This is a genomic window from Roseibacillus ishigakijimensis (genome assembly GCF_016595415.1).
Taxonomy (GTDB): Bacteria; Verrucomicrobiota; Verrucomicrobiia; order Verrucomicrobiales; family Akkermansiaceae; genus Roseibacillus; species Roseibacillus ishigakijimensis.
The window spans coordinates 87,298-109,413 of the sequence record NZ_JAENIO010000002.1; the positions used below are offsets into that span (position 1 = coordinate 87,298).

General features: G+C 60.3%; 15 protein-coding genes. 2 read left to right on the forward strand and 13 right to left on the reverse strand.

The window, feature by feature from the left end:
- Nucleotides 1-10: 10 nt before the first annotated feature.
- Nucleotides 11-1,531 (reverse strand): sulfatase family protein, encoded by a 1,521-nt coding sequence (locus tag JIN78_RS01135; protein WP_200390083.1) that lies wholly within the window; start codon nucleotides 1,529-1,531, stop codon nucleotides 11-13.
- A gap of 113 nt (nucleotides 1,532-1,644) precedes the next feature.
- Here JIN78_RS01135 and JIN78_RS01140 point away from each other — a divergent pair, with 113 nt between their 5' ends.
- Complete coding sequence (locus JIN78_RS01140) at nucleotides 1,645-5,040, forward strand: mechanosensitive ion channel domain-containing protein (protein WP_200390084.1); 3,396 nt, start codon at nucleotides 1,645-1,647, stop codon at nucleotides 5,038-5,040.
- Here the strand turns inward: JIN78_RS01140 and JIN78_RS01145 are convergent.
- The 9 genes from JIN78_RS01145 to JIN78_RS01185 form a co-directional block, all read right to left on the reverse strand.
- A complete protein-coding gene (locus JIN78_RS01145) occupies nucleotides 5,030-6,250 on the reverse strand; it encodes a bifunctional folylpolyglutamate synthase/dihydrofolate synthase (RefSeq protein ID WP_200390085.1) in 1,221 nt (406 codons plus the stop codon). The two genes, JIN78_RS01140 and JIN78_RS01145, sit on opposite strands and share 11 nt — an antisense overlap.
- A gap of 67 nt (nucleotides 6,251-6,317) precedes the next feature.
- Nucleotides 6,318-9,806, reverse strand: coding sequence for a sulfatase-like hydrolase/transferase (locus JIN78_RS01150; protein ID WP_200390086.1), 3,489 nt, complete (start codon nucleotides 9,804-9,806; stop codon nucleotides 6,318-6,320).
- 163 nt (nucleotides 9,807-9,969) lie between these two features.
- Nucleotides 9,970-11,103 (reverse strand): DEAD/DEAH box helicase, encoded by a 1,134-nt coding sequence (locus tag JIN78_RS01155; RefSeq protein WP_234037702.1) that lies wholly within the window; start codon nucleotides 11,101-11,103, stop codon nucleotides 9,970-9,972.
- A 20-nt stretch (nucleotides 11,104-11,123) separates the two neighbouring features.
- Nucleotides 11,124-11,822: a phosphorylase family protein gene (locus tag JIN78_RS01160; protein ID WP_200390087.1), complete on the reverse strand. Its 699-nt coding sequence runs from the start codon at nucleotides 11,820-11,822 to the stop codon at nucleotides 11,124-11,126.
- 4 nt (nucleotides 11,823-11,826) lie between these two features.
- A complete protein-coding gene (metH, locus tag JIN78_RS01165) occupies nucleotides 11,827-14,586 on the reverse strand; it encodes a methionine synthase (RefSeq protein WP_200390088.1) in 2,760 nt (919 codons plus the stop codon).
- Nucleotides 14,587-14,631: 45 nt separating this feature from the next.
- Complete coding sequence (locus JIN78_RS01170) at nucleotides 14,632-15,024, reverse strand: GxxExxY protein (RefSeq protein ID WP_200390089.1); 393 nt, start codon at nucleotides 15,022-15,024, stop codon at nucleotides 14,632-14,634.
- A gap of 47 nt (nucleotides 15,025-15,071) precedes the next feature.
- Nucleotides 15,072-16,217, reverse strand: coding sequence for a homocysteine S-methyltransferase family protein (locus tag JIN78_RS01175; RefSeq protein WP_234037703.1), 1,146 nt, complete (start codon nucleotides 16,215-16,217; stop codon nucleotides 15,072-15,074).
- Between the two features lie 34 nt (nucleotides 16,218-16,251).
- Entirely contained in the window at nucleotides 16,252-17,523 is a 1,272-nt protein-coding gene (locus JIN78_RS01180; RefSeq protein WP_200390090.1) for a nickel-dependent putative hexonate epimerase, read from the reverse strand.
- A 76-nt stretch (nucleotides 17,524-17,599) separates the two neighbouring features.
- Nucleotides 17,600-18,121, reverse strand: coding sequence for an RDD family protein (locus JIN78_RS01185; protein WP_200390091.1), 522 nt, complete (start codon nucleotides 18,119-18,121; stop codon nucleotides 17,600-17,602).
- 101 nt (nucleotides 18,122-18,222) lie between these two features.
- On the opposite strand from JIN78_RS01185, the gene JIN78_RS01190 reads away from it, so the two are divergent.
- Entirely contained in the window at nucleotides 18,223-19,572 is a 1,350-nt protein-coding gene (locus tag JIN78_RS01190; RefSeq protein WP_200390092.1) for a GntP family permease, read from the forward strand.
- Nucleotides 19,573-19,645: 73 nt separating this feature from the next.
- On the opposite strand, the gene JIN78_RS01195 is transcribed toward JIN78_RS01190, so the two are convergent.
- From JIN78_RS01195 to JIN78_RS01205, 3 genes are read right to left on the reverse strand one after another with little or no spacing between them, the layout of a single operon-like run.
- A complete protein-coding gene (locus JIN78_RS01195; protein WP_200390093.1) occupies nucleotides 19,646-20,344 on the reverse strand; it encodes a 3-keto-disaccharide hydrolase in 699 nt (232 codons plus the stop codon).
- A gap of 14 nt (nucleotides 20,345-20,358) precedes the next feature.
- Nucleotides 20,359-20,931 carry a hypothetical protein gene (locus tag JIN78_RS01200; protein WP_200390094.1) on the reverse strand — a complete coding sequence of 191 codons (573 nt, stop codon included), beginning with the start codon at nucleotides 20,929-20,931 and terminating at the stop codon, nucleotides 20,359-20,361.
- 29 nt (nucleotides 20,932-20,960) lie between these two features.
- Nucleotides 20,961-22,106 carry an ABC transporter permease gene (locus JIN78_RS01205; RefSeq protein WP_200390095.1) on the reverse strand — a complete coding sequence of 382 codons (1,146 nt, stop codon included), beginning with the start codon at nucleotides 22,104-22,106 and terminating at the stop codon, nucleotides 20,961-20,963.
- Nucleotides 22,107-22,116: the final 10 nt, after the last annotated feature.

Sequence of the window (22,116 nt, forward strand, 5' to 3'; positions counted from 1 at the left end):
ACCGGGAACGTTAGGATTTTGACTCAAGCAAGCGGGGAGCGGTGAATCCTCGCTCCCGCTCTTCCTTAAGAGCGGCTTTCATTTCGGCCACCTTCTCCGGGTAACGGTCTGCCAGGTTGTTCTTTTGCGGAAGGTCTTCACGCAGGTTGAAGAGCTCCACCTCGAGTTCGTCCTGGGGATAGTGGCGGCTCTTCTCCCAAGCCTGGGCCCGGCGGGGCTGCTGATGCCCGGAGGGAACATCCAGATAGACCCAGTCGCCGATCCGGATGGCATAGCGGTCGGGATAGGTGTTGTGGATGTGGCTGGCGCGCCCCTTGTCCTCCTCGCCCGCGAGGACTGGGAGCAGGTTGTGCGAGTCTTCCGCGCTGCGAGGAGGGAGTTCGACATTGAGGTGCGCGGCAAAGGTCGCCATCAAGTCGATTTGGGAAATGAGGGCTTCGCTGACCGAGTGAGGGGCGGTGCGGCCGGGCCATTTGATGAGGAAGGGCACGCGGTGACCACCTTCGTAGATGTCGCGCTTGAGGCCGCGCAAGGGTTCCGCCGACCAGTGCTGGTGGTTCTTGTCCCGGGCGTAGGCATAGTGTTCGGGGCCATTGTCGGCTGTGAAAATGATGACGGTGTTGTCGTAGTGCCCGCTTTCTTTCAGCGCGGCCAAGAGGCGACCCACGACCTCATCGGTTTGCACCACGAAGTCACCATAAGCCCCCGCCTGGGATCGGCCGTCGAATTCGTCGGTCGGGATGATGGGGGCGTGCGGGCTGGGAAAGGAGAAGTAGAGGAAAAAGGGCGTTTTCTGCTTCTTCTTTTCCGCCAAATAGCGCTCTCCCTCGCGGGTGAGAGCCGGCAGGACGTCGTAAAAATCCCAATCCGAGCGGGCGGCTCCGGGGCGGGTCTCCCAATTGCCTTCCTTGGTTTTCTGGGCTACGCCGTTTTTCGACAGTGTCGTATCCGGAGCCTCTACGAGGCGGTCGTCGCGAATCCAAGCATAGGGGGGAAAGTTGATCACGGTATCGCCGAAATAAGAGTCAAAACCGTGGGCCAGGGGCCCATCGGGAACGGGTTGGCTCCAATCGTAGATCTCGTGGGCCTGTCCTTCCACCCCTTCTTTCCGGATCGCTTCCCAGTCCCATCCCAAGTGCCATTTGCCAATGCAGGCCGTCTCGTAGCCGGCTTCCTGCATCATCTCCGGCCAAGTCAAGCGCTCGGGAGCGAAAACCGAAGACCCCATCGCATTGACGATGCTATGGAAATCGCGCCAATGGTAGCGCCCGGTCAAGAGGGCATAGCGGGAAGGCGTGCAAATTCCGGAGGAGGAATGCCCGTCGGTGAAGCGCATCCCTTCGCGGGCCAGTTGATCGAGGTGGGGGGTGGGAATCTTGCTGCCCTCGTGGTAGCAACCCAGATCGCCGTAGCCCAGGTCGTCGGCATAGAGCACGAGGACGTTGGGTTTTTCCACGGGCGATTGTGCGACCGTCTCCCCGGCAAACAGGAGGGCCGATAGGACTGGGATGAGCAAATGGGATGAACGCATGGCAAATTCTACTGGCAGGAAATGACGGGCATTTCACAAAAATGACTTTCCCCCCCTGCTCTGATCATCCGGGATTTGCTATCCGGCGGCGGGGAACCTATCGTCGGCGGCCCGTGAAGATTTTCTCTCTCGTTTTCATTGCCTTGCTCTGTCTGCCCCTCCTCCGGGCGGAAGTCGCGAGTTCTGCTGATTTGACGCAAGCCATTGCCAAGTTGGAGGAAGGGAACGAGGGCCGTTCGGCGGCGGAGCTGGCTCTCCGCAAAGAAGCTCTGGCCCTCGCGCAGCAACGGGAAAAATTGAGTGAGGAGACGAAATCGTTTCATCAGCAAGCACAGGCTCTGACCACGCTGCCCGAGTGGTCCTTGCCGGAGCCCCTCCCGGTGGGAGCCAGCCTGGAAAGTCGCAACACGCGCCTGGCAGAGGTTACCGCGCTCATCGATGCCCAGAAGCAGCGCCTGGAGCAGCTGACCCATGAGCTGGATCGGGCGGGACCGCGACTGGGAGAACTCTCCGGGCTCCTCGCCACCACGAGAGACGAGCTGGGCGAGGTGAGCGTCACCCCCGGAGGCACCAGCCCCGAGGAGCAGGCGGAAGAGGGCAAGGCCAGGCAACTGGAGGCTCTGCTGGCCGCCCGAATCGAAAATTTGCAAGCGGAGCAAAATCTGCGGCGCACCGAACAGGAGCTTCTCCCGGAGCATATCCGCTCGCGCCGGGACTACTTGGAAGAGCTGCAAACCCGGAGTGGAGCCTTGCAGACGGAAATCACCCGTCTGCGCCAGGTCGAAATCGAAAGCACGCGCGAAGCCTTGGAACAATCCAGCGAAAAATTTGCAGCCATTCCCTCGCTCTCTGCCCTCGTGGATGAGATCCGGGGCCTCAATGCCCTGCGCACCGGGGAGGAGGGGCTTCTCCGTCAGAAGCAAAGAGCCAGTAGCTACAGCAGCTCTATCAACGCCACCCGCGACCGCATTCGCGCGCAATGGGAAAGCGCCGACCAGAAAATTTCCCTGATGGAAAAAGTGGGAATGGGGATCGATACCGATACGGGAATCTTGCTGCGGGAACAGCGGGCCAAATTGCCCAGTCCGGTTGTTCTCCGGCGCACCATGCAGGAAAAAATCGCAGAGGCAGCCCGCGCCCAGATTGCGCTGCTCGATGTGCAGGATCTTCTTTCCGAGCACCCTCCGCTGTCCTCGCGACAGATTGGCAATCTCGTAGCTAAGTATCCCGAGCTTTACGAAGAGGACATCACCTCGCTCCTCGATCAGCGCAAGGACGCCCTGGAAGCGCTGAGCCGGGAATACCGCGAGCTGAGCGAAACCCTCGAGCGAGCCAATGCCACCGCTGACCTCACCATTCAGGATATCGAGGCCTATTCCACCTTTCTCGATAAACGCCTCCTTTGGATAAAAAGCACGGAGGCCATCCGCTTGCAGGAACCGGCGGCCGAATGGAACCGCATCGTCGCGCTCTTCGCCCCGGCCAGTTGGCAGTTGGCCTGGCAGTCCATCCGCGCCAATTGGGTCGACCGCTTTCTCCCCGTGCTGGTGCTCTTGACCCTCTTTCTCTTCGCTTCTCTCCGGCGGAGACGATTGCGCAAGCTCTTGCGGGATTCCTCGGCCATCGCCGCCCGACGCAATTGCACCAGTATCCAGCCGACCTTGCAGACCATTGTGGCCTCTCTTCTGTTGGCCGCGACCGCTCCTTCCCTCCTCTTTTTGCTCGCGCTTCTGATCTCGGAACCGGCCGAATTTCATTCCGGTTTGCTCAACAGTGGCATTCTTCTTTTTGTCGCGGGGTCATTGCTCAAATTCACCAAATCGGAAGCGCTTTTTGAGGCCCACTTCCGCTTTTCCGCCGAGAAGATTTCCCGTTTGCGGCGCAATCTGCAGATTTTCACTCCCCTTCTTCTTCCCTTTTCCTTCGGAGTGGGGGCGCTCTGTTCGCATGAGAGCGAGGGCTCTGGAGGCCGGGTGGTCTTCATCCTCGCCATGATTGTGGTCGCGGTGCTGGCCCACCGTCTCTTTCATCCCAAGCATTCCCTCCTCCGTCAAAAAGGGGGGCTCACCCTGTTGTGCAAGCTGAGCTACGCCCTCGCCCTCGGTTTGCCTCTCTCCTTTGCCATTGGGGCCGCCTTTGGCTTCTTTGCCTCGGTGCTCACCTTGCGAGCGCAGGTGGTGGCCACCGCCGGAGTTCTGCTTGCGGCCTTCCTCGTCATCCGGTTCTTCATGCGGTGGATTCTGGTTTCCCGACGTCGGCTCGCCATTTCGCAAGCATTGCAACGTCGCGAGGCCATTCTCGCCGAGCGGAGCAAGGGGAAAGAGGGAGAAGGAAGCAAAGAGACGGAAGTTCCGAGTTTGGAGGAAGTGAAAGCCCAGGCTGTCAATGTGGTGGAGGTGGAAGAGCAAACCAACAAGCTGGTCCGGTTCTGTGTCTACTTTTCGGTCATCTTCGCTATCTGGTCGATCTGGGCCAGTTCCCTCAAGGCCCTTTCCATTCTGGACCAGGTGCCAGTGGTGCCGGGGCAGGAACAGATCGGGCACAACGAAAAGGAGGGGAGCCCTTCATCGCCGACGGACTGGGTGCCGGGGGTCTCCGCGCCCGTCGCGGAGGAGAGTGCCAAGGGCGAGCCTCCTCTGGGTGACCTGGTGGGAGTCCCGGATGATTTCGTCAGTTGGCAGGATGTTCTGCTTTCCGCCTTCTTCTTCTTCCTCACCTTCATCGCCGCGCGCAATATTCCCGGCTTGCTCAGTCTCTCCGTTTTCAATCGCCTCAATCTGGGGCCGGGAGGCAACTTTGCCTTCACCACGGTGGTGCGCTACTTCATCGTCTTCGTGGGCGTCTTCGTTGGCTTGGCAAAAATCGGCATCACTTGGGACAAGGTGCAGTGGCTGGCCGCGGCCATCACCCTGGGGATTGGTTTTGGCCTACAAGAGATTTTCGCTAACTTCGTGGCGGGATTGATTCTTCTCTTCGAGCGGCCCATCCGGCTGGGGGACATCGTTACCGTGGGCGAGGTTTCTGGAAAAGTGACCGAGATCCGCATGCGCGCCACCACCATCCAGCAGTTCAATAATCGTGAGCTGGTGGTTCCCAACAAGGATTTCATCACCAACCAGCTTAATAACTGGACCCTGCGGGACACGGTCCTGCGTTTCGAGATTCCAGTGGGCATCGCCTACGGCTCGGACACTCGCCTGGCCAAGCAGCTTCTGGAGGAAATTCTTGAAAATCATCCTTATGTGCTCGCCGATCCCGCTCCTGCGGTTGTTTTCAACGCCTTTGGCGAAAGCACTCTGGATTTTCTCATCCGGGCCTATGTGGGCGAAGTGGGGCACCTCGTTGATACCCAGAGCGAGCTACATTTCCAGATCGACGACGCTTTCCGGGCAGCGGGAGTCGAGATTGCCTTCCCGCAACAGGACCTCAATCTCCGCACTTTGCCGGAAGGGCTGGTGCTGCAGGCGGGCCCTCCCCGTTCTTCTGCCAAAGACGAGCCTACTGGCTAGTGCTCTGGTGGGGCTGCGCGCTGAGGAGGGCCTTGGCTTCTCCCACCAGAAAAGCGGAGCCGGTCAGCAGGACATGGCTTTTCTCGGCACAGGCTTTCAGGGCATCGGCAACATTCTGGTGAAGGTGAACCCGGGAGGCCGCCTCGCCGGGGAGGGCGGCTTGCAGGTCCGCCACCGGAGTGCTGCGGGGAGAATTGATGGGAGTGAAGTGAATCTGGTCCACCCAATCGGCATAGAGGGCCAGCATGGTCGCGATGTCCTTGGAGCCTGCCGCACCGAAAATGAGAGCCGGACGAATGGCCGGGAATCGTTCCTGCCAAGTGGCGACGAGACTTTTGGTAGCATGTGGATTGTGCGCGATATCGAAGACGGTCACCTGGTGGTCTTTTTCGGTGATTTCAAAGCGGCCTGGGTGGCGGGCTTTTTGCAAGCCTTCGAGCACGGTGTCGTAGCTGAGCCGGAAGCCTACGGAATGAATGGCTTCCAGGGCGAGAGCGGCATTGTGGGACTGGTGCGGCCCCGCCAAGCCGAGTGGGTAGCCGAGCAAGGGCTCCGGCACCCAGGTCAGGGGAGAGCGGGTTTGGTTGGCGGTTTGCTCAATAACGGGGATGGCCTCCGCTTCCTGTTTGGCGACGAGAGCCGGTTTCCCTTCCCGAAAAATGGCTGCCTTCTCGCCTGCGATCTCGGCCAGGGTCTCGCCCAACCACTGCTGGTGATCGAGGTCCACGGGGGTGAGCACGGTGGCATCGGCCGGAACGGCGGTGGTGGCATCGTAGCGCCCTCCCATGCCCACCTCAAGGATGATGAGCTCACAGTCGCGTTCATAGAAATGCCGCATGGCCAAGGCGAGGGTGAGCTCGAAGAAGGTGGGGTGATTTTCCCAATCAGCCACGATCTCGCGCAGGCGGGTGAGACCCCGGGCCACGTCTTCTTCCGGGATTTGCTGGCCACTGACCTGGATGCGCTCACGATAGCTGACCAGGTGGGGCGAAGTGAAAAGCCCGGTGCGGGCTCCTGTGGCGCGCGCCAGCGAGTCTATAAAGGCGCAGGTCGAACCTTTGCCATTGGTGCCGGCGACTTGAATGACGCGGGTGCCATGACGGGGAAAGGCCAGATATTCCCGCAAGAGCCGGGTGGGATTCTCCAGCCCCAGCTTGATGCCGAAATTCTGCGTCGCGTAGAGCCAGTCGAGGGCTTCGGAGTAAGTCATGCGTGGCGCAAAGGAAACGCAATTTGCGCTGCTGGGGAACGGAAAAAAGCGCTCATCTCCGCTTCTTTCACTCCTGCCCAGCCTGGGGAGCGGGGTAGGCTACCCGTAGAGCCACACTTCCGACCGTGCCCGCCCCACCATCGGCGAAGGCCAGCTTCACTTCGTTCTGGTCCTTGAGCCAAGCCGGGTCGAGGGAGACCATACGGGTGGTGGCGTAGCCGTGGTCCTGGGGCTGCTCCAGCCGGGGGGCGGCATCTTCGACCGGGAGGGCGAGGGGGCGACCGTTGAAGTGGAGGACCAGCTCCTTGCCGGCCTCCACCGGACGCGAGAACCCTATCCGCAAGGTGGCCCGGAGCGCGCGCTCCGGCTGGTCCACGGAGAGGGCGACCGGTTGCAGGGCGGGAGCGGGCAGGAGAACTTTATCACCATAGTAGGTGCGCTCATTCCACCGGCTCTTTTCCGCAAGAGGGGCGGGATAGTGGCAAATGGCGACCACGGTCTCCTGAGGTGCCAGGGTGAGGTCACGCAGAGTGGCCGCTTCCTCGCGATAATGCGGGGTCAGGTTCGGGCGGCGGCTGAGTCGACGCAGCACCACCGCCTCCGGAACGGGCAAGGTCAGCTCCACCGGAGCAGGCAGATCGGCCTGATTGTGCATCATGATGAAGAGTTTTGTCCCATCCCTCACCACCCGGGTGATGACGTCGGGATCGGGGTTGTCGGCCCAGACGCGCTCACCACGGACACCGCGGAAGAGCTGATGGAAGTGTTGCACCGCAGTGGGAACGAGCTCCGGACTGTCTTTGGCGAAGCCCTTCTTCGTGTAGAGGACGGCATAGTATTCCGGGTCCCAGGATGACGTTTCGAGGAGCATGAATGGGACTGCCTTGAGCACTAGCTGGGGATGGTCCATGAAGGTGAGGGTGTTTCTGGCCGCTGAGGTGACGAGGCAGAATTCCTGAATGGAGCGCACCTGCCGGTCCCTGGCGGGGTTCTCGCTGGTGATGCCGTGGGCCCGGGCCACTTTGTCCAGAGTGACCCATGAGTCGCCTCCCAGATACCCCCCGTGCTCGCTGATGGCCAGGGGGATGGTTTTGCCAAACTGCTGCCGGGTGTAGGCCCCATAGAGGTCGAGAACTCCCTCGAAGGGGAGTCCGGTAACCATTGTGCCCGCGAGCTTGTCCCCGTCCCAACGGTAGTAGTCGTAGACGTGGAAGGAGTAGAAATCCAGCTCGCCCCGGGTGGCGTCAATAAAGCCCTTCATCCCCTTAAAGCCCTGATATTGCCGACTCCAAAGATAACCGGTGGCGTGGCAGGGTCCGCCCACGAGAGTCTCCAGCCCTGCGGCCCGGAATGCGGCCCGGGTCTCTAGGTGCCAGCGGGCCATTCTCTCCGGTTCCGCCAGGAATTGCCAACTGGGCTCATTGATAGGCTCGAAGTAGCGTGGGCGGGTGAAGTCGTCATAGCCATATTTGAAGACTGTGGCGGCGAACTCGGCGGCGGCCTGTGAGTTGGCCGGGATGCCAAAGGCTCCCTTCTTCTGAGGCTGGTCTTGCAGGCTTTCCGGGCGCCAGTTTCCCATGAAGTCGGGGTAGCCTCCCGGTGAACCGTGGGCGATCACGTCGAGCCCCTGGGGGAAATCTTTCTGCAGCTGTCGCTCCTCCTGTGGGGGATGGGCCTGTAGAAATCGGGTCACCTTCGCCAAGTCGGCTCGGCCCGGATTCCCGGTATCCTCGATCTCTTTCGGCAAACGCCGCACCTGCCATTTCACCGGACCCAGACTGCGCCCGAAGTTGATGTCGAGTTCGTCCACCAGGTAACGATAGCGCTCCCGATTGCCCACCCGTTGCGGGAAACGGGCACCAGGATCACAGATCCCGAAGTAGCGCTCCCGCTGCAGAGTGCTCTCGCCTTCGATGGCGCGCGTGATCTGGGGATGAATCGTGATGTGGGCCACTTCGGTGGGCTTCAGTTCGCCGAAAGTGCCGGGGAGTTCGCGTAGTTTCCGCTGCAAGGCCTGCTGCAGGTCCTGAAGGCGCTCGCGATGCTCCTCCTCATTGGCCAGATTCGTGGTTTCGCTCGGATCGCTCGCGAGGTGATAGAGTTGGTCTGGGGCGTAGTAGTTGGTGAGATAGGGCGGTTTCGCCTTCATCGTGAGGCGAATGAGGAAGTTGCCCCCGGGAGGTCCACCGACATGGGAAACCTTGGCCGAGGGGTCGGGCTCCCAAGTGACCCAGGGATGGCGCTCTTTGATCGCGGCTAGCTCGGCGACCTGCTGTCGCCAGCCCTCGTCCTCCTCCGGTTGCTGGCTGGGCGGGAGGCGGAAGGCCAGATACTTCCAGTCCTTGGTCACCAGCGCCCTCGTAAAGCCGATCTCGGCGTAGACTTCTTTCCGCCATTTCACCTTCTCGCCTCGCAAGAGAGGCAGGTAGCTCGCGCCATCGAGGGTCATGCCCGGCAGCGGCTTGGCTCCGCAGGCCTCCAGAATAGTCGGGGCGATATCTACATTGGAGACCAGCTCCTCGGGCTTTTGGGGACTGATGGTGCCCGGCCAATAGGCGGAGGAGGGCGTGCGCAGCGCACCCTGATAGAGTGAACTCTTGCTGGCTAGCTCCATGCCGTGGTCATTGAAGTAAATGATCAGAGTGTCTTCGCTGAGGCCGAGATTTTCGATTTTTTGCAAGATAGCCCCAATTCCGGCATCGAGCCAGGTATCGGGAGCCCGCTCCCGGGGGAGGCCGGCTTCTTGGGTGACGCGACGAAAAATTTCCTCCCGAGAAGGCATTCCCTCCGGGGCCGGAGCGTTCTCCAGGAGACCCACCGGAGTACTGCGGGGATCGCTCTCCATTCCCTCCAGGGGAGAGGGCGAGTGAGGCAGAGTGGTGGAAAAATAGAGGAAAAAGGGATTGTCGCGATTGGCTTCGATGAAGGCCAGGGCCCCTTCCGTGATCCACTCCATATTGTGATGGGCGAGTCCGGTATTACGGAGAGACTTGGAATCGAGTGGGTTGCCGGCATAAACGCGCGACACGTGGTCGAAGCCGTGTTCCGCGAGATCCGCGCAGAGCTTGTTCTGGTTGTCCTGAAGGACTTTCCTCACTGCCGAGTCCCGGGGATCTGAATTGGGAGGGATGGCGTGCTCCAATTTCGCCTGATGGCCAACGTGCCATTTTCCAACCAACCCCGTCGTGTAGCCAGCTGCTTGCAAGGCTTTGGGGAGGTTGGGGCGGTCCTTCTCCAGATGGGTATTGAAGTAGACCTGGGTGGTGCCTTCCGGCGTGATGTCCTGCAAAAACTGGGGGGCCGTGGAGCGGCTGGGATAGCGCCCGGTGAGACAGGTATAGCGACTCGGCGTGCAAACCGTGCTGCTGGTGTAACTATTCTGGAAATCCGCTCCTTCCCGCGCCAAACGATCCAGATGTGGAGTGAAGGACTTCCCTTCCAGATAGCCAAGTTGCTCGCGCCGTTGATCATCAGTGATGATGAAAATGACATTGGGACGGCGATCGCGTGCGGCGAGTGACCCAACGAGCAGAAGAAAGAAAACAAGAACTCTCATGCGATTGAAAAAGGGGAATGTTCTCATTGAAGACCGCTTTGCAAACAATCTGCCTCGCGATGCCGTCCATTTTCAAGCGATGGGAGACTCCCGTTAGCCTCGGGAGAGTCAGGGGTATGGGATGAAATGTCCTTAGAATCATCCGACTTCCCGCAATGTGCGGTCAGTGATGTTCGCGGAATTCGATGTGCAGAGTGCTGGCCAATTTCTTGAGCCGCGGGCGCTGCTTGGGCTCCAGCAGGACGAGGGAGAGTCCGCTCTTGCCCGCCCGAGCGGTGCGACCGCTACGGTGAGTGTAGTATTCAATCTGGTCCGGCAGCTGGTGATGAATGACAAAGGCGAGGTTCGCCACGTCGATGCCGCGCGCGGCCACATCGGTGGCCACCAAGTAGGGGACCCGTTCTTTTTTGAAGGCCCGCATCACTTTATCGCGCTCCTTCTGGGTCATGTCTCCCTGCAGCACCTCGACTCCGAACCCCCGTTTGCGCAGTTGATTGGTCAGGGCCGTGGCCCCGGCCTTGGTGCGGCAGAAGATGAGGCCGCGATCGCCTTCCCGCTCTTCCAAGAAGTCCATGATGTAATCGTCCTTTTCCGCCTGCTCCATCACGGCATAGCGATGGTCGATGTTTTTATTAACCACCTGGTCTTCCTGCACTTGCAAGAAGGGTGCCTTGGGTGAGAGATGACGCTCGACGAGGGACTCGACCTTGGGGGGAAAAGTGGCCGAAAAGAGCCAGGTGCCTTTGCGCTGGGGAGTGAGCCGGAAGATCTGGTCCAGTTGTTTTTGAAAACCCATGCTGAGCATCTCGTCCGCTTCGTCCAGGACGAGGTGGCGGACTTGGGAGAGATCGAGGGCCTTGCGCTCGATGAGGTCGAGAATGCGACCGGGTGTCCCCACCACAATCTGGGTCGGGCGGCGCAGGGCGGCCACCTGGCGATCGATGGGGTCGCCACCGGAGACCACTTCGACAAAGACTTTGGCACTGAACTTGGTGTAGCGGAAGAGCTGCTTGCCGATCTGCTTGGCGAGCTCGCGGGTAGGGGCGACGACGAGGGCTTGAATCGCCGGGGACCCGGGCTCGGCGCGGGCGAGGAGGGGAAGGCCAAAGGCGGCGGTCTTCCCCGTTCCCGTCTGCGCTTGGGCAATGTAGTCGCGCCCGTCCTTGAGGAGATGGGGAATGACTTTGCGCTGAATGGGAGTCGGTTTTTCGATTCCCAGCTCAGCGAGACCTTTGACGAAGTCTGCCGAAACACCGAGAGCGAGGAAGGGATGAGCCATGCCTTCGCTATCGGGCATTTCCGCCAGCTTGGCGAGTCTTAACCGTGCCAGAGGGGGAGGAGGCGCTGGAGTTCCTCGGTCACCTGGGCCGAGGCCCGGGCAAGGTTCTCATTGAACTGTTCGGCAGCCGGGTGGGGGAGGTCAAAGATGTCGGTCACGACCTTGAGGGCCGTGAAGGGAATGCCGTGCTGACGACAGACCCAAGCGAGCGCCGAGCCCTCCATGTCCTTGAGCCGGGCTCCATTTTCCAAAAAAATCTCCAGATCGCGCTCGGTGTGATCGAGGGAATTGCCGGAGGAGAGAATGGCGGTGCGCAGGCCCAAAGAATGGGCCCATCCCGGCACGGCGGTCTCGACGGGATGGTGGCCTCGTCCGAATTCCTCAAAGCGCGGGAGGGGAACGCGGTGATCGTGGCTGCAGACTGTGGGAGCGACGAGAAAGGCCTCCGCGATTTTGGCCTGCAGGGAAGAGTGCGCGCCACAGGTCCCGGCATTGAGCAAGTGGGTCACACCCAGGCGCGAGATGAGGTCGTGGGCGATGAGGGCGGCGGGTTCGGTGCCGATGCAGTCCACTCCCGTGGCCCGGTCTTTACCCGAGACCGCAATGAGCAGCTCGTGCTCCCCGCTACGAGCCTGATAGTAGCTTCCGATGACGGGCTGGCTAGCGAGGGGCTCCGCCTGCAGCGCGGCGAGAATTCCTTCTGCCTCCGCTTCCATGGCCATGTAGAGGGCGTGCATCTTCCTAGTAGCCGAGCCAGGGGCCGAGCCATTTTTCGGTTTCTTCCACGCTCATCCCCTTGCGATGAGCATAACTCTCGATCTGGTCCTTCTGCAGTTCGGAAATCACGAAATAATGCGATTCGGGGTGGCTGAAGAGGAGACCGCAGACCGCCGCCCCGGGGTGCATGGCATTGGACTCGGTCAGCTCCACTCCGGTCTTCGCTTCCGCATCCAGCAGGCGGAAGAGCGCCGGCTTTTCGGTGTGATCGGGCTGGGCGGGGTATCCAGGGGCGGGGCGGATGCCCTGATAGACCTCCTTGATGAGTTCGGTGTTGTTGAATTGTCCCGGGCGCTCAATGCCCCAGGCGATGCGGGCGCGGTGGTGGAGCAGCTCGGCAAAGGCCTCCGCGAGTCGATCGGCCAGAGCCTTGACCATGATGGAGCGGTAGGGGTCGTTGTTTTTCTCGTAGTCGTCAGCGAGCTCGTGGGCTCCGTGAATGCCCACCACGAAACCACCCAGAAAATCGGCCGACGAGGCGTCGGTGCTACGGGGTTTGACGTAGTCGGCGAGGGCGTAGTTGGGCTTGCCCTCGGCCTTTTTGGTCTGTTGCCGCAGGGTGTGGAAGGTGGTGTCGTGGTCGGGGAGAACGATGTCGTCTCCCTCGGTATAGGCTGGGAAAAACCCGTAGGCGCCCCGGGCCACGAAGCTCTTGTTGGCGATGATTTCTTCCAGCAACTCGTTGGCTTCGGCATACATTTTGGCCGCTTCCTCGGGGGCTCCCTCCTTGCGGGTTTTGAGCATTTTGGCCTCCGGATCCCACACCCCGCGCAGTTCCCAGGCATGGAAGAAGGGGCTCCAGTCGATGTAGTTGATCAACTCGCGAAGGGACTGGTTTTCCACCACCCGCACTCCGGTGAATTCCGGCTTGGGCGGGTGGTAGTCCTCCCAGGCGACGGCCGGGACAAAGCGGTTGGCCTGGGCCTCGGCCAGGGGGACGGTTTCTTTCTTGGGTCCATCGTGAAAGGCCGCGCGCGCCTTCTCGTGCTTGGCGTTGTTTTCCGCAATGAATTTGTCCCGTTGGCCCTTGGAGAGGAGGGCGGTGGTCACCGGGACCGAGCGCGAGGCATCGAGCACGTGCACCAGGGGACCGCTGTAGTGGGGGGCGATTTTGATCGCGGTGTGCGCGGCCGAGGTGGTGGCCCCCCCGATGAGAATGGGCACCCCTTTCTCGCCAAAGCCCCGCTTCTCGGCCTCTTTGGCAACCGTGATCATCTCGTCCAGCGAGGGGGTGATGAGCCCGGAGAGGCCGATAATGTCGGCCTGTTCCGATTCGAAGGTGTCGAGAATTTTTTCGCAGGGCACCATCACGCCCATGTCCACGACCTCGAAGCCGTTGCAGGCCAGCACCACTCCCACGATGTTTTTGCCGATATCATGCACGTCACCCTTCACGGTGGCCATGATGACCTTGCCTGCCGAGTTGCGCTTCTCTGCCAACTTGACCGCGTCGTCGTGGGAGAGACCGGGTTGTTCTTGTTTGATGAGATCAATTTGCTCCACCAGTCCGGCTTCTTTCTCCGCCTCCATGACGGGTTCCAGCACCGCGACCGATTTCTTCATCACCCGGGCCGACTTGACCACTTGGGGGAGGAACATTTTGCCGGCCCCGAAGAGGTCGCCGACAATGCTCATGCCGTCCATGAGGGGGCCTTCGATGACCGAAAGGGGCACCTGATACTTTGCCAGGGCCTCTTCGGTGTCCTCCACGACGAACTTGTCGATGCCCTTGAGAAGGGCGTGCTCGAGGCGTTTTTCCACCGTGGTGTCGCGCCAAGCGAGGTCTTCTTCTTTCTTTTTACCGCCCTTGTTTTTGTATTCCTCCGCGAGGTCGAGCAAGCGCTCGGTAGCCTCGGGGTCGCGATTGAGCAGGACATCCTCCACGGCGGTCAGCAGCTTGGGAGGGATTTCGTCATAAACCTCCAACATGCCGGCATTGACGATGCCCATGTCCATCCCGGCCTTGGTGGCGTGAAAGAGGAAGGCGGAGTGCATCGCTTCCCGCACAGGATTATTGCCCCGGAAAGAGAAAGAGATATTGGAAACTCCGCCGGAGACCTTGGCGTAGGGAAGGTTTTCCTTAATCCATTTGGTGGCATTGATGAAGTCGAGCGCATAGTTGTTGTGCTCCTCGATGCCGGTGGCCACGGTGAGGATGTTCGGATCGAAAATGATATCTTCCGGCGGGAAGCCCACTTCGTCGACAAGAATGTCGTAGGCGCGTTTGCAGATGCGGATTTTCTCCTCGTAGGTGGCCGCCTGACCATTTTCATCAAAGGCCATCACCACCGCCGCCGCTCCGTAGCGCATGATGTGACGGGCGTGTTTTTTGAATACGTCTTCTCCTTCCTTGAGGGAAATGGAATTGACGATTCCCTTCCCTTGCAGGTGCTTGAGACCTTCTTCGATAATCTCCCATTTGGAGGAATCGACCATGATGGGAACCTTGGTGATATCGGGCTCGGTCTGCACCAGGTCGAGGAAGCGGGCCATCATGGCCACGCCATCGATGAGGCCGTCGTCGAAGCAGATATCGATAACATTGGCTCCGTTCTCGACCTGTTGGCGGGCCACTTCGAGGGCGTCCTCGAGCTTGTTTTCCTGCACCAGTTTGCGAAAGCGGGGCGATCCAGCGACATTGGTGCGCTCCCCGATCATGAGGAAATTCTTGTCAGGGGTGTGGTTGTAGGGCTCGGTGCCGGAGAGTCGGAGAAGTTTTTCCATAGGTGTTATAAGTAGAACCGCAAAGACACAAAGACGCTAAGGAGTTTAAGCTTGTGAAGAGTGGTTGAGGACCACGCGTTTGATGCCATCCTTGATCAGAGGTGAGTTGAAGTTGATGAGAAATCCCAGAGTGTTCTTGTTCAGCTTAAGGTAGGTTAAGAGCTGGGCTTTGTGAATCGGCAAGAGTTTTTCGACGGCTTTAAGTTCGAGAATGATTTGATTTTCAACAAGGATGTCCAGTCGGTAGCCTGCGTCAATAGAGAGGGAGCGGTACCTCACTGGCCTCGAAACCTGGGTGTCGATTTTGATTCCGCGGGTCTTCAGCTCGTGCCCCAAGCAGGCTTCGTAAGCACTTTCCAAAAGTCCAGGGCCCAATTCCCTGTGCACGCAGAATGCCGAATCGACGACTTCGCGAGCCAGAGTTTCAATCGCATTCATGGTCCCTTTGCGGCTTAGCGTCTTTGCGGTTGGCAATCAATTTGGAATCAATGGGCAATGGGCCGAGGGGGGAGGTTTTTGACGGCGGCGGCGATGGCGGCGATGTGCTCGGGGGTGTTGCCACAACACCCGCCCGCAAAGTTCAACAAACCACTCTCGGCAAAATCCTTCATGAATTCGTTCATGTGCTTGGGCTCGAGGTCGAAGCCGGTGGGGGCGAGGGGATTGGGCAGGCCCGCGTTGGGGTAGCAGCTCAGCGCGGCGGTCACACAGCGGTCGAGATCCTGCAGGAAAGGCTTCATCAGATCGGGGCCCAGCGAGCAGTTCAGCCCTACCGCGAGGGGGTTGACGTGGGCCACCGCATTCCAGAGGGCCTCGCCCTTTTGCGCGGAAATCATCGTTTCGCCCCCGCGACCCACCGCCGCTGAGACGATGATGGGCAGGCGGTTGGGCATCTCGTCGAGCACTTCCTGGCAAGCCACGAGGGCGGCCTTGGCATTGAGCGAATCAAAGATGGTTTCCACCATCAGGATGTCCACGCCGCCTTCGATGAGGGCCCGGATTTGGTGGGCGTAGTCATCCTTGACCTGGTCAAAGGTGACCGTGCGGAAAGAGGGGTCTTCGGCATCCGGACTATTGGAGAGCGAAACCGTGAGCGGGCCGATGGCCCCCGCCACGTAGCGCTGGATTCCGGTCTCGTTGGCGATGCGGTCCGCTTCGCGGCGAGCGAGCTGGGCTCCTTCCACATTCAGATCGGTGGCCAACTGGCGTAGGAAGGGATTGTCGAGGACCTTTTCGGCAAAGAACTCGGGGTCTTTTCGGCCCGCACCCGATTCGCGGGGGTCTTCCACGAAGAACTCGGACTGCGAAATCGTGGTCGCGGAAAAGGTGTTGGTCTCCACGATGTCACTGCCGGCTTCGTAGAAGCGTTTGTGGATGTCGGCGATGACTTCGGGCTGGGTCAGGGTCAGGATGTCCCCGTTGTTGAGCAGGTCTTTCTCACTGTCGGCGAAGCGCTTGCCCCGGGCCTGGGCTTCGCTCAGTTCGTAGCCGCGAATGGTCGTGCCCATGGCTCCGTCGAGAACGAGGATGCGATCGGCGAGGGCTTTTTGAAGGTCGTTGGTCGGGTCGGGCTGCATGAGGCGGGGCCGCATCCTACTGTCGTCGTCAGGAAGGTCAAGTGAGCAACGCATCAACGTATCATGATGTGTTGGGAGGACCTTTTTTTCAGGCTAGTCGCGATTTGGCGGCCCAGAGTCCAAGGGCGGGATTGGGGATGTAGTAGAAGCGGCGGCCGTCCCGATCGATATTCCATCCCTCGCGCAGGGTTTCGGGTTCGTAGTAGGCGAGCGCTTCCGCCAGGTCCTGATATTGGTAGCCGACCCCTTCCACTTCCTCGCGACTGAGGTGGCCCGGGCAGTAAGTGACTTGAAAGCGGCCCTCCGGGGAGCCGTGGATGAGGTGGGCGGCAGCGGAGAGGTTGGCCGCCAGGTCTTCGTTCTCTTCCACAAACTTCATCACTTCCGGCGAGGTGCGGTAGCCGTATTTGCGAATGAGGCGGTCGATTTCGCCGTCTTCCCCGAATTCTTTCACCGCTGGAGCCAGGACCGTGAGCTCCCCTCCGGTGGCGATGGCCATGCGGGTGCGGTAAATGGCCTTGTTGCCCAGCCAGGTGGAGTGGAATTCGGTGGGGTCGAGATAGCAGACGATGCGCGCGGGTTCCTCATCGAGTTGGGTGAAATTGACCTGCACCGCCAGTTCGGCCGCCGCCTCGAAGGGGGCGGTGCCTTGTCCGATGTAGATGCCCCGGGTGGCCAGGCTGCCATCCGGACGGGGTCCGACGACGGTCTGGATGTAGACAATGGGGAGGTGCTGACAAAAGAGCTCTTCCGCCTTGTTGAGGATGCGGCGCAGGGGAGTGTCGGCCTTGCCCATCATCCGTTCCATGCCGTAGGCCGCTCCGATGAAGTGGGACTCATTGATGCCGGTCACGCCGCCGGTGCCGACAAAGAGGTTCTTGTTGCCATTGGCCATCCCAATGACTTCATGGGGAACCACTTGACCTGCCGAGAGGATGAGGTCGTGGCCGCCCTCCCAGACGAGATTGTTGAGCTGGGCGGGCCACTCTTTGGTCCAGATCCCCTCGGTGACCTCGCTCACGTAATCGGCGGGGACCTCACCAATGGTCACCACATCATCGCGCCAGCGATGGGGGCGCACGAGGTCATGGGGGAGACCGGGAAACATCTCGTCGAGCTGGTGGGCGGGCATGGGCACGTGGGTGCCGAGGGCGGGCAGCACGTCGGCGAGATTTTCCCCGTAGTAGCGGTGAATCTCGGTGGTGAGCAGGCCCGCGCGACTGTGAAAGCGGGTGAAATCGGGCGGAATGGCGAGGACCTTCTGCCGAGGGCCGAGCTTGTCAAGAGCCTGGCGCAGGGCGGAGCGAAGGTCGTCCTCGCTCAAGTCAGTGGTGGCGGAGCCTTCGGAGTAGAGAAGCATGTCCCATTTTCAGCCGCCCCATCTTTTTTCCCAAGCAAAAAGCACGGCAACCCGGGCTTCGCGGGAAGGAAAAGGTTCAGCTTTCCTGCCTGGGCATCTGAATCACCTGGGTGCGGGCGATCTCATCGTGAAGACAACGGCGGTTCTTCCGGAAAATGGGGAGGGCGTCGATGAGCGCAAAAAAGGGGCCAATGACCGGGAAAATGGCCAGAAACCAGTAGACGAAGTAACGAATCCCCAATTGGTTGGCGAGACTGGGCAAGCGACCATCAAGGCGGCGCACTTGAATTTTGAAAATCGCTTTGCCAAGGGTCTGAGCCCGGGTGCTCAGAAGGTGAAAATTGATGAGAATAAAGGCGAGATAGGTGGTGGCTGTGACGAGCAGATTGGGGAGGAACCGGTCTTCCCAAACAAATTGATCGAGAGGCGCGTAGTCGATCAACAGGGCCAGCAACAGGACAGGGAGATAGATGATCAGGGAGTCGATGAGCGAAGCGAGAAAGCGTTGTCCCAAGGTAGCCAAAGGGGCTTCCCCGGAGGGAAGGGGAGCTTCCGGCATGCTCTCCTGGCCGGGGGGCGCGTAGGGGTTGGTTTCCATGGCGGGACATCTAACCGGGGAGTTTCCCTGACTTCGAGCTTTAAAAATGGCCTCCTTTCTCGTCGCCTTAGCGGTCTTTTCTGTGCGAGGCTGGCTGGAAGATGTTCGCAGACTCTCCCTTCGTTGCCGTTCTCATCTCCGTCGCCTTTCTCCTGGGCTTGATTCTCTGGCTCCGTTTGCAGGCCTTCGTCGCGCTGCTGGTGGGCAGTCTCTTTTTCGCGGTCATCATCGGCATGCCCTTGGATGATATCATCGACACGGTTGTCACCGGGATGGGTTCGAGTCTGGGTTTGGTCTCCATTCTCATCGGATTGGGAGCTATTTTCGGCATTTTTCTCGAGCATTCGGGAGGGGCCCAGGTGCTCGCGAAGCGCATGCTGGGGGCTTTTGGCGAAAAGAATGCCGCCTGGGCACTGGTGGTGGCGGGCTTTCTCATTTCCATCCCGGTCTTCCTTGATGTCGCGCTGGTCATTCTAGCGCCTCTCCTGCTGGCATTGGCCCGCGCCCAGAGTAAGCCGATGCTTGCATTTGGTCTCCCTTTGCTGGCTGGTATGGCGGTCACCCATGCCTTCGTGCCACCCACCCCGGGCCCCATCATCGTAGCGGAGAACATCGGGGCGGAATTGGGTTGGGTTATTTTCTTCGGAGCCATCGTGGGCTTCCCGGCCGCCATTTTATCCGGTCCTCTCTGGGCAGGGTGGATCGTGCCCCGTCTCAATCTAGCCGTGCCCGAACCCTTGGCGGAGGAAGAGAAAGATGAGGACTCCCAGCCGGTGCCTTTCCGGCTCGTGCTCGCCCTGATTGCGCTGCCCATTGTGCTCATTGTGGCGGCGGCAGTAGCCAAAGCCGCATTTCCCCCTCAAGACGGAGCCTGGTGGTTCTCTTGGTTGCTATTCTTGGGACATCCCATTGTCGCTTTGCTCCTGGCCACGCTTTTGGCCATGTTTCTATTGGGGACCCGGCGGGGCGTGGGCAAGGAAGAGCAGATGGAGCTGGCGGGGAGGGCGCTGGGTCCGGCCGGAGTTATCATTCTGGTCACCGGAGCGGGGGGAGTCTTCAAGCAAGTCCTCGTCGATAGCGGGGCGGGGGAGGCTCTCGCTGCCCAGATGGCGGGCCTTGCCATGGGGCCCATCACCCTGGCCTGGCTGTTGGCCACAGTGGTGCGGGTGACCCAGGGGTCGGCCACGGTCTCCATGATTGCGGCCTCCGCCCTCATGGCACCGCTCCTGGAGCCGATGGCCTTGAGCCAGGCCCATCTCGCACTCGTCGTCGTCGCCATTGCGGCCGGAGCCACGACCTTGAGCCACGTCAACGACAGTGGCTTTTGGCTCATCAGCCGTTATTTGCAGATTACTGAGAAGGAGACCTTGCGCTCATGGAGTGTGGCTACCGTGATCATCTCCCTGGTGGGATGGCTCGGCGCGCTCGCGCTCAGTCTTCTTGTTTCGTGACGCCGGTCCGGGCAAAAAAAAGCCGTCGCGGGTGACTTTCCGCGACGGCCGGGAGTTTGCTTGAACTTGCAGGCTACTTTTTCAAGGGAGTGAGGATCAGGCCCTTGAACTCCACTTCCACTCCTTCTGCCTGGAGGGCGATTTGTCCTTTTTGGGCCGTGCAATTGTGACCGTGATTGACGAGGTCGTCATTGACCCAGACTTTGAGTTCCGCATCCTGGCACTCGATGACCATCTTGTTCCATTCTCCCACCGGATTCTCGGAATCGTCGGTGAGGTTGAGGATGCGGCGGGCATCGCCGGCACTACCTCCGAAGTTCTGCCCTTCCTTATGGGGACGGCGCTCCTTCATGTCGGGAACTTCGATATTCTCGGCAATACACCAGAAATCGCCCGCGTGGCCACTATTCATCTGCACCTCGATGGAGGCAGGGAACATTTTGTAAAGAGCCCGGGGGGTGGAGGCATGCACCAGCACCCCGCAATTGCCGGGCTTGTTGGCAAAGCGGTATTCAAGTTCGAGGCGGTAATCCTGATAAACTTCGTCGGTGATGAGATGGCCGCCGGGCTTGCCCAAGCTGACGAGGAGGCCATCGCGCACGATGAAGCTCGGGTCGATGTCAGGGTTTTCATCGGCCGCAGGGACATCGGCATGCCAACCTGAGAGGTCGCTGCCATTGAAAAGGGCGACCGCTTTCGACTCGGCATGATGGTCGGCCCAGAGGGCGGGAGCCAAGGAACTGGCCAGCAAAAGAAGGTGAGTAACTTTCATCGCTTTAGAAAACGTCAGGGTTTGTCCACTTTAGTCATGAATTCGTCGGTTTTTCCCACATGGATGCCCCGGGCGTTGATGACGAGGTTCTCGGCATGGGAACCTTCGGCGACGGTGCCGGTGACCGTGAGGTGGGTCAGCTCCTGAATGCCGCCCACACCGCGGAAGCCTTCTTTGATGGGCGCGCCGTTCTCGTCCACCGCTTGGATGGTGGCAATGGAGGTTTTGATGACATCCGGGTCGTCGCAACAGACGTCCCAAGGGGTTGAGCAATGGTCATCAGGCATCAGGTTGCAACTGGTGATTTTCTCCGCATCGCCCAAGACGAGAAGGGCACGGTTGGGCGTGAGGACCAGGTCGCCTCCCATGATCTTGCCGGTGACGGTGACTTCATCGCCGGGTTCGCTTCCGAAAATTGCGGAGACGGGTTGCGCATTAGGCGGCTCTTCGGCGAGGAGAAAGCGTTCCAATTGATTTTCTTTCGTCGCGGGCTTGGCGGCCTGAGCGGCTTCTTCTTTGTCCTGACAAGAGGAGAGAGCCACGAGGGTTCCCAGTCCGGCGAGGAGGAGAGCAGTGTTCTTTTTCATAGCTGTTGATTGAGGTGTTTATGGATTGATTATTGCGAGCGGAGAGCTTTTGGCAAGGAGGGGGCGAGGGTGCGGAAGGCCGGGGGCAGCGTCCCCAGGGTGCCGAGGAGAACACCGGCGAGGAGGCCGATGAAGATTACCGGAGGATCGAGTTGCAGCCGGAAGGTGCCCACCGAGAGAGAAACAGTGCGATCCTCAAGAAGAAAAACGGCGACCAGAAAGGCCAGCAAAGTGCCGCTCAGAGTCGCAAGCAGGGATTCCTGCAAGAGGGAGACGAGGAGGGCTTTGCGGTTGAATCCAATCGCTTGCAAGGTGGCCATCTCGCGAATGCGGGAGGCGAAGGCCGCATAAAGGGTATTGAGTCCGCCGAAAACCGCCCCTGCCGCCACCAGACCAGCGGTCAGCCAAGTCATGATTTTGATGGGACCGTAGAACTGGGCCAGCTTCTCGTAGTAGCGGTCCTCCCGCACGGCGGCGAGCTCGAGGTCGTTCCTTTGCAGGGCAAAGACCTCCAAATCTTCCACCGTCGCCTCCCCGGTGCGCACCAGAACGGCAGAGAGGGTGTCGCGTTGGGTGGCGGTGGCGAGGTCGTTGCGATCCATCCAGATTTCGGACTCCATCACTGTGCCCGGAGCGGCGAAGATGCCCGCGATGCGGTAATCGGCTTCTTCAAAGCGCAGGGTCTTGCCCACCTGCAGGCGCTGATCGCTGGTCTGGAGGGCCCGGGCGGCGAGGCGGCCGACGATGACTTCGCCTGGCCCGGGAAAGTGACCTTCCAGCAGGCGCACTTCGGGCCGCACCAGGAGGGTGGCCGGGAGAACGCCCCGGAAGGAAGCCTGCACGGGCTCTTGTTCGAGAGTCACCGGGGCCATGTAGACGATCTCGCCCGCCACTGCCGCTTGCCCGAGCTGTTGGGAAAGGCCGCGCACGGAAGTGGCGAGGGCGGACTCGGCGGCCAGGGGGACCTCGGAGCGCTCCACCGATTCCTCGGAGCCCTTCCCCATCAGGATGACATTGCGCGGTGAGCCCGAGGCGGCCAGCACCCGGTCCATCCCGCTATTGAAGGCCACGGCGGCAATGAGAAGGAGGACGACCAGGGCCGAGCCGCCCACGGTCTGGAGCAAGCGGCCCGGGTCGCGGAGGAGATTGCGCACGGCGTAAGTGAAGGGAAGCATGGGAATACGA

Bases quoted from the DNA above. Each gene is read 5' to 3' on its own strand.
- JIN78_RS01180 (WP_200390090.1), bottom strand. From the start codon at position 17,523: ATGCTTCTCTACTCCGAAGGCTCCGCCACCACTGACTTGAGCGAGGAC.
- JIN78_RS01145 (WP_200390085.1), bottom strand. From the start codon at position 6,250: ATGACTTACTCCGAAGCCCTCGACTGGCTCTACGCGACGCAGAATTTC.
- JIN78_RS01190 (WP_200390092.1), top strand. From the start codon at position 18,223: ATGTTCGCAGACTCTCCCTTCGTTGCCGTTCTCATCTCCGTCGCCTTT.
- JIN78_RS01160 (WP_200390087.1), bottom strand. From the start codon at position 11,822: ATGCACGCCCTCTACATGGCCATGGAAGCGGAGGCAGAAGGAATTCTC.
- JIN78_RS01135 (WP_200390083.1), bottom strand. From the start codon at position 1,531: ATGCGTTCATCCCATTTGCTCATCCCAGTCCTATCGGCCCTCCTGTTT.
- JIN78_RS01155 (WP_234037702.1), bottom strand. From the start codon at position 11,103: ATGCCCGATAGCGAAGGCATGGCTCATCCCTTCCTCGCTCTCGGTGTT.
- JIN78_RS01170 (WP_200390089.1), bottom strand. From the start codon at position 15,024: ATGAATGCGATTGAAACTCTGGCTCGCGAAGTCGTCGATTCGGCATTC.
- JIN78_RS01200 (WP_200390094.1), bottom strand. From the start codon at position 20,931: ATGAAAAAGAACACTGCTCTCCTCCTCGCCGGACTGGGAACCCTCGTG.
- JIN78_RS01195 (WP_200390093.1), bottom strand. From the start codon at position 20,344: ATGAAAGTTACTCACCTTCTTTTGCTGGCCAGTTCCTTGGCTCCCGCC.
- metH (WP_200390088.1), bottom strand. From the start codon at position 14,586: ATGGAAAAACTTCTCCGACTCTCCGGCACCGAGCCCTACAACCACACC.
- JIN78_RS01205 (WP_200390095.1), bottom strand. From the start codon at position 22,106: ATGCTTCCCTTCACTTACGCCGTGCGCAATCTCCTCCGCGACCCGGGC.
- JIN78_RS01185 (WP_200390091.1), bottom strand. From the start codon at position 18,121: ATGGAAACCAACCCCTACGCGCCCCCCGGCCAGGAGAGCATGCCGGAA.
- JIN78_RS01150 (WP_200390086.1), bottom strand. From the start codon at position 9,806: ATGAGAGTTCTTGTTTTCTTTCTTCTGCTCGTTGGGTCACTCGCCGCA.
- JIN78_RS01175 (WP_234037703.1), bottom strand. From the start codon at position 16,217: ATGCGTTGCTCACTTGACCTTCCTGACGACGACAGTAGGATGCGGCCC.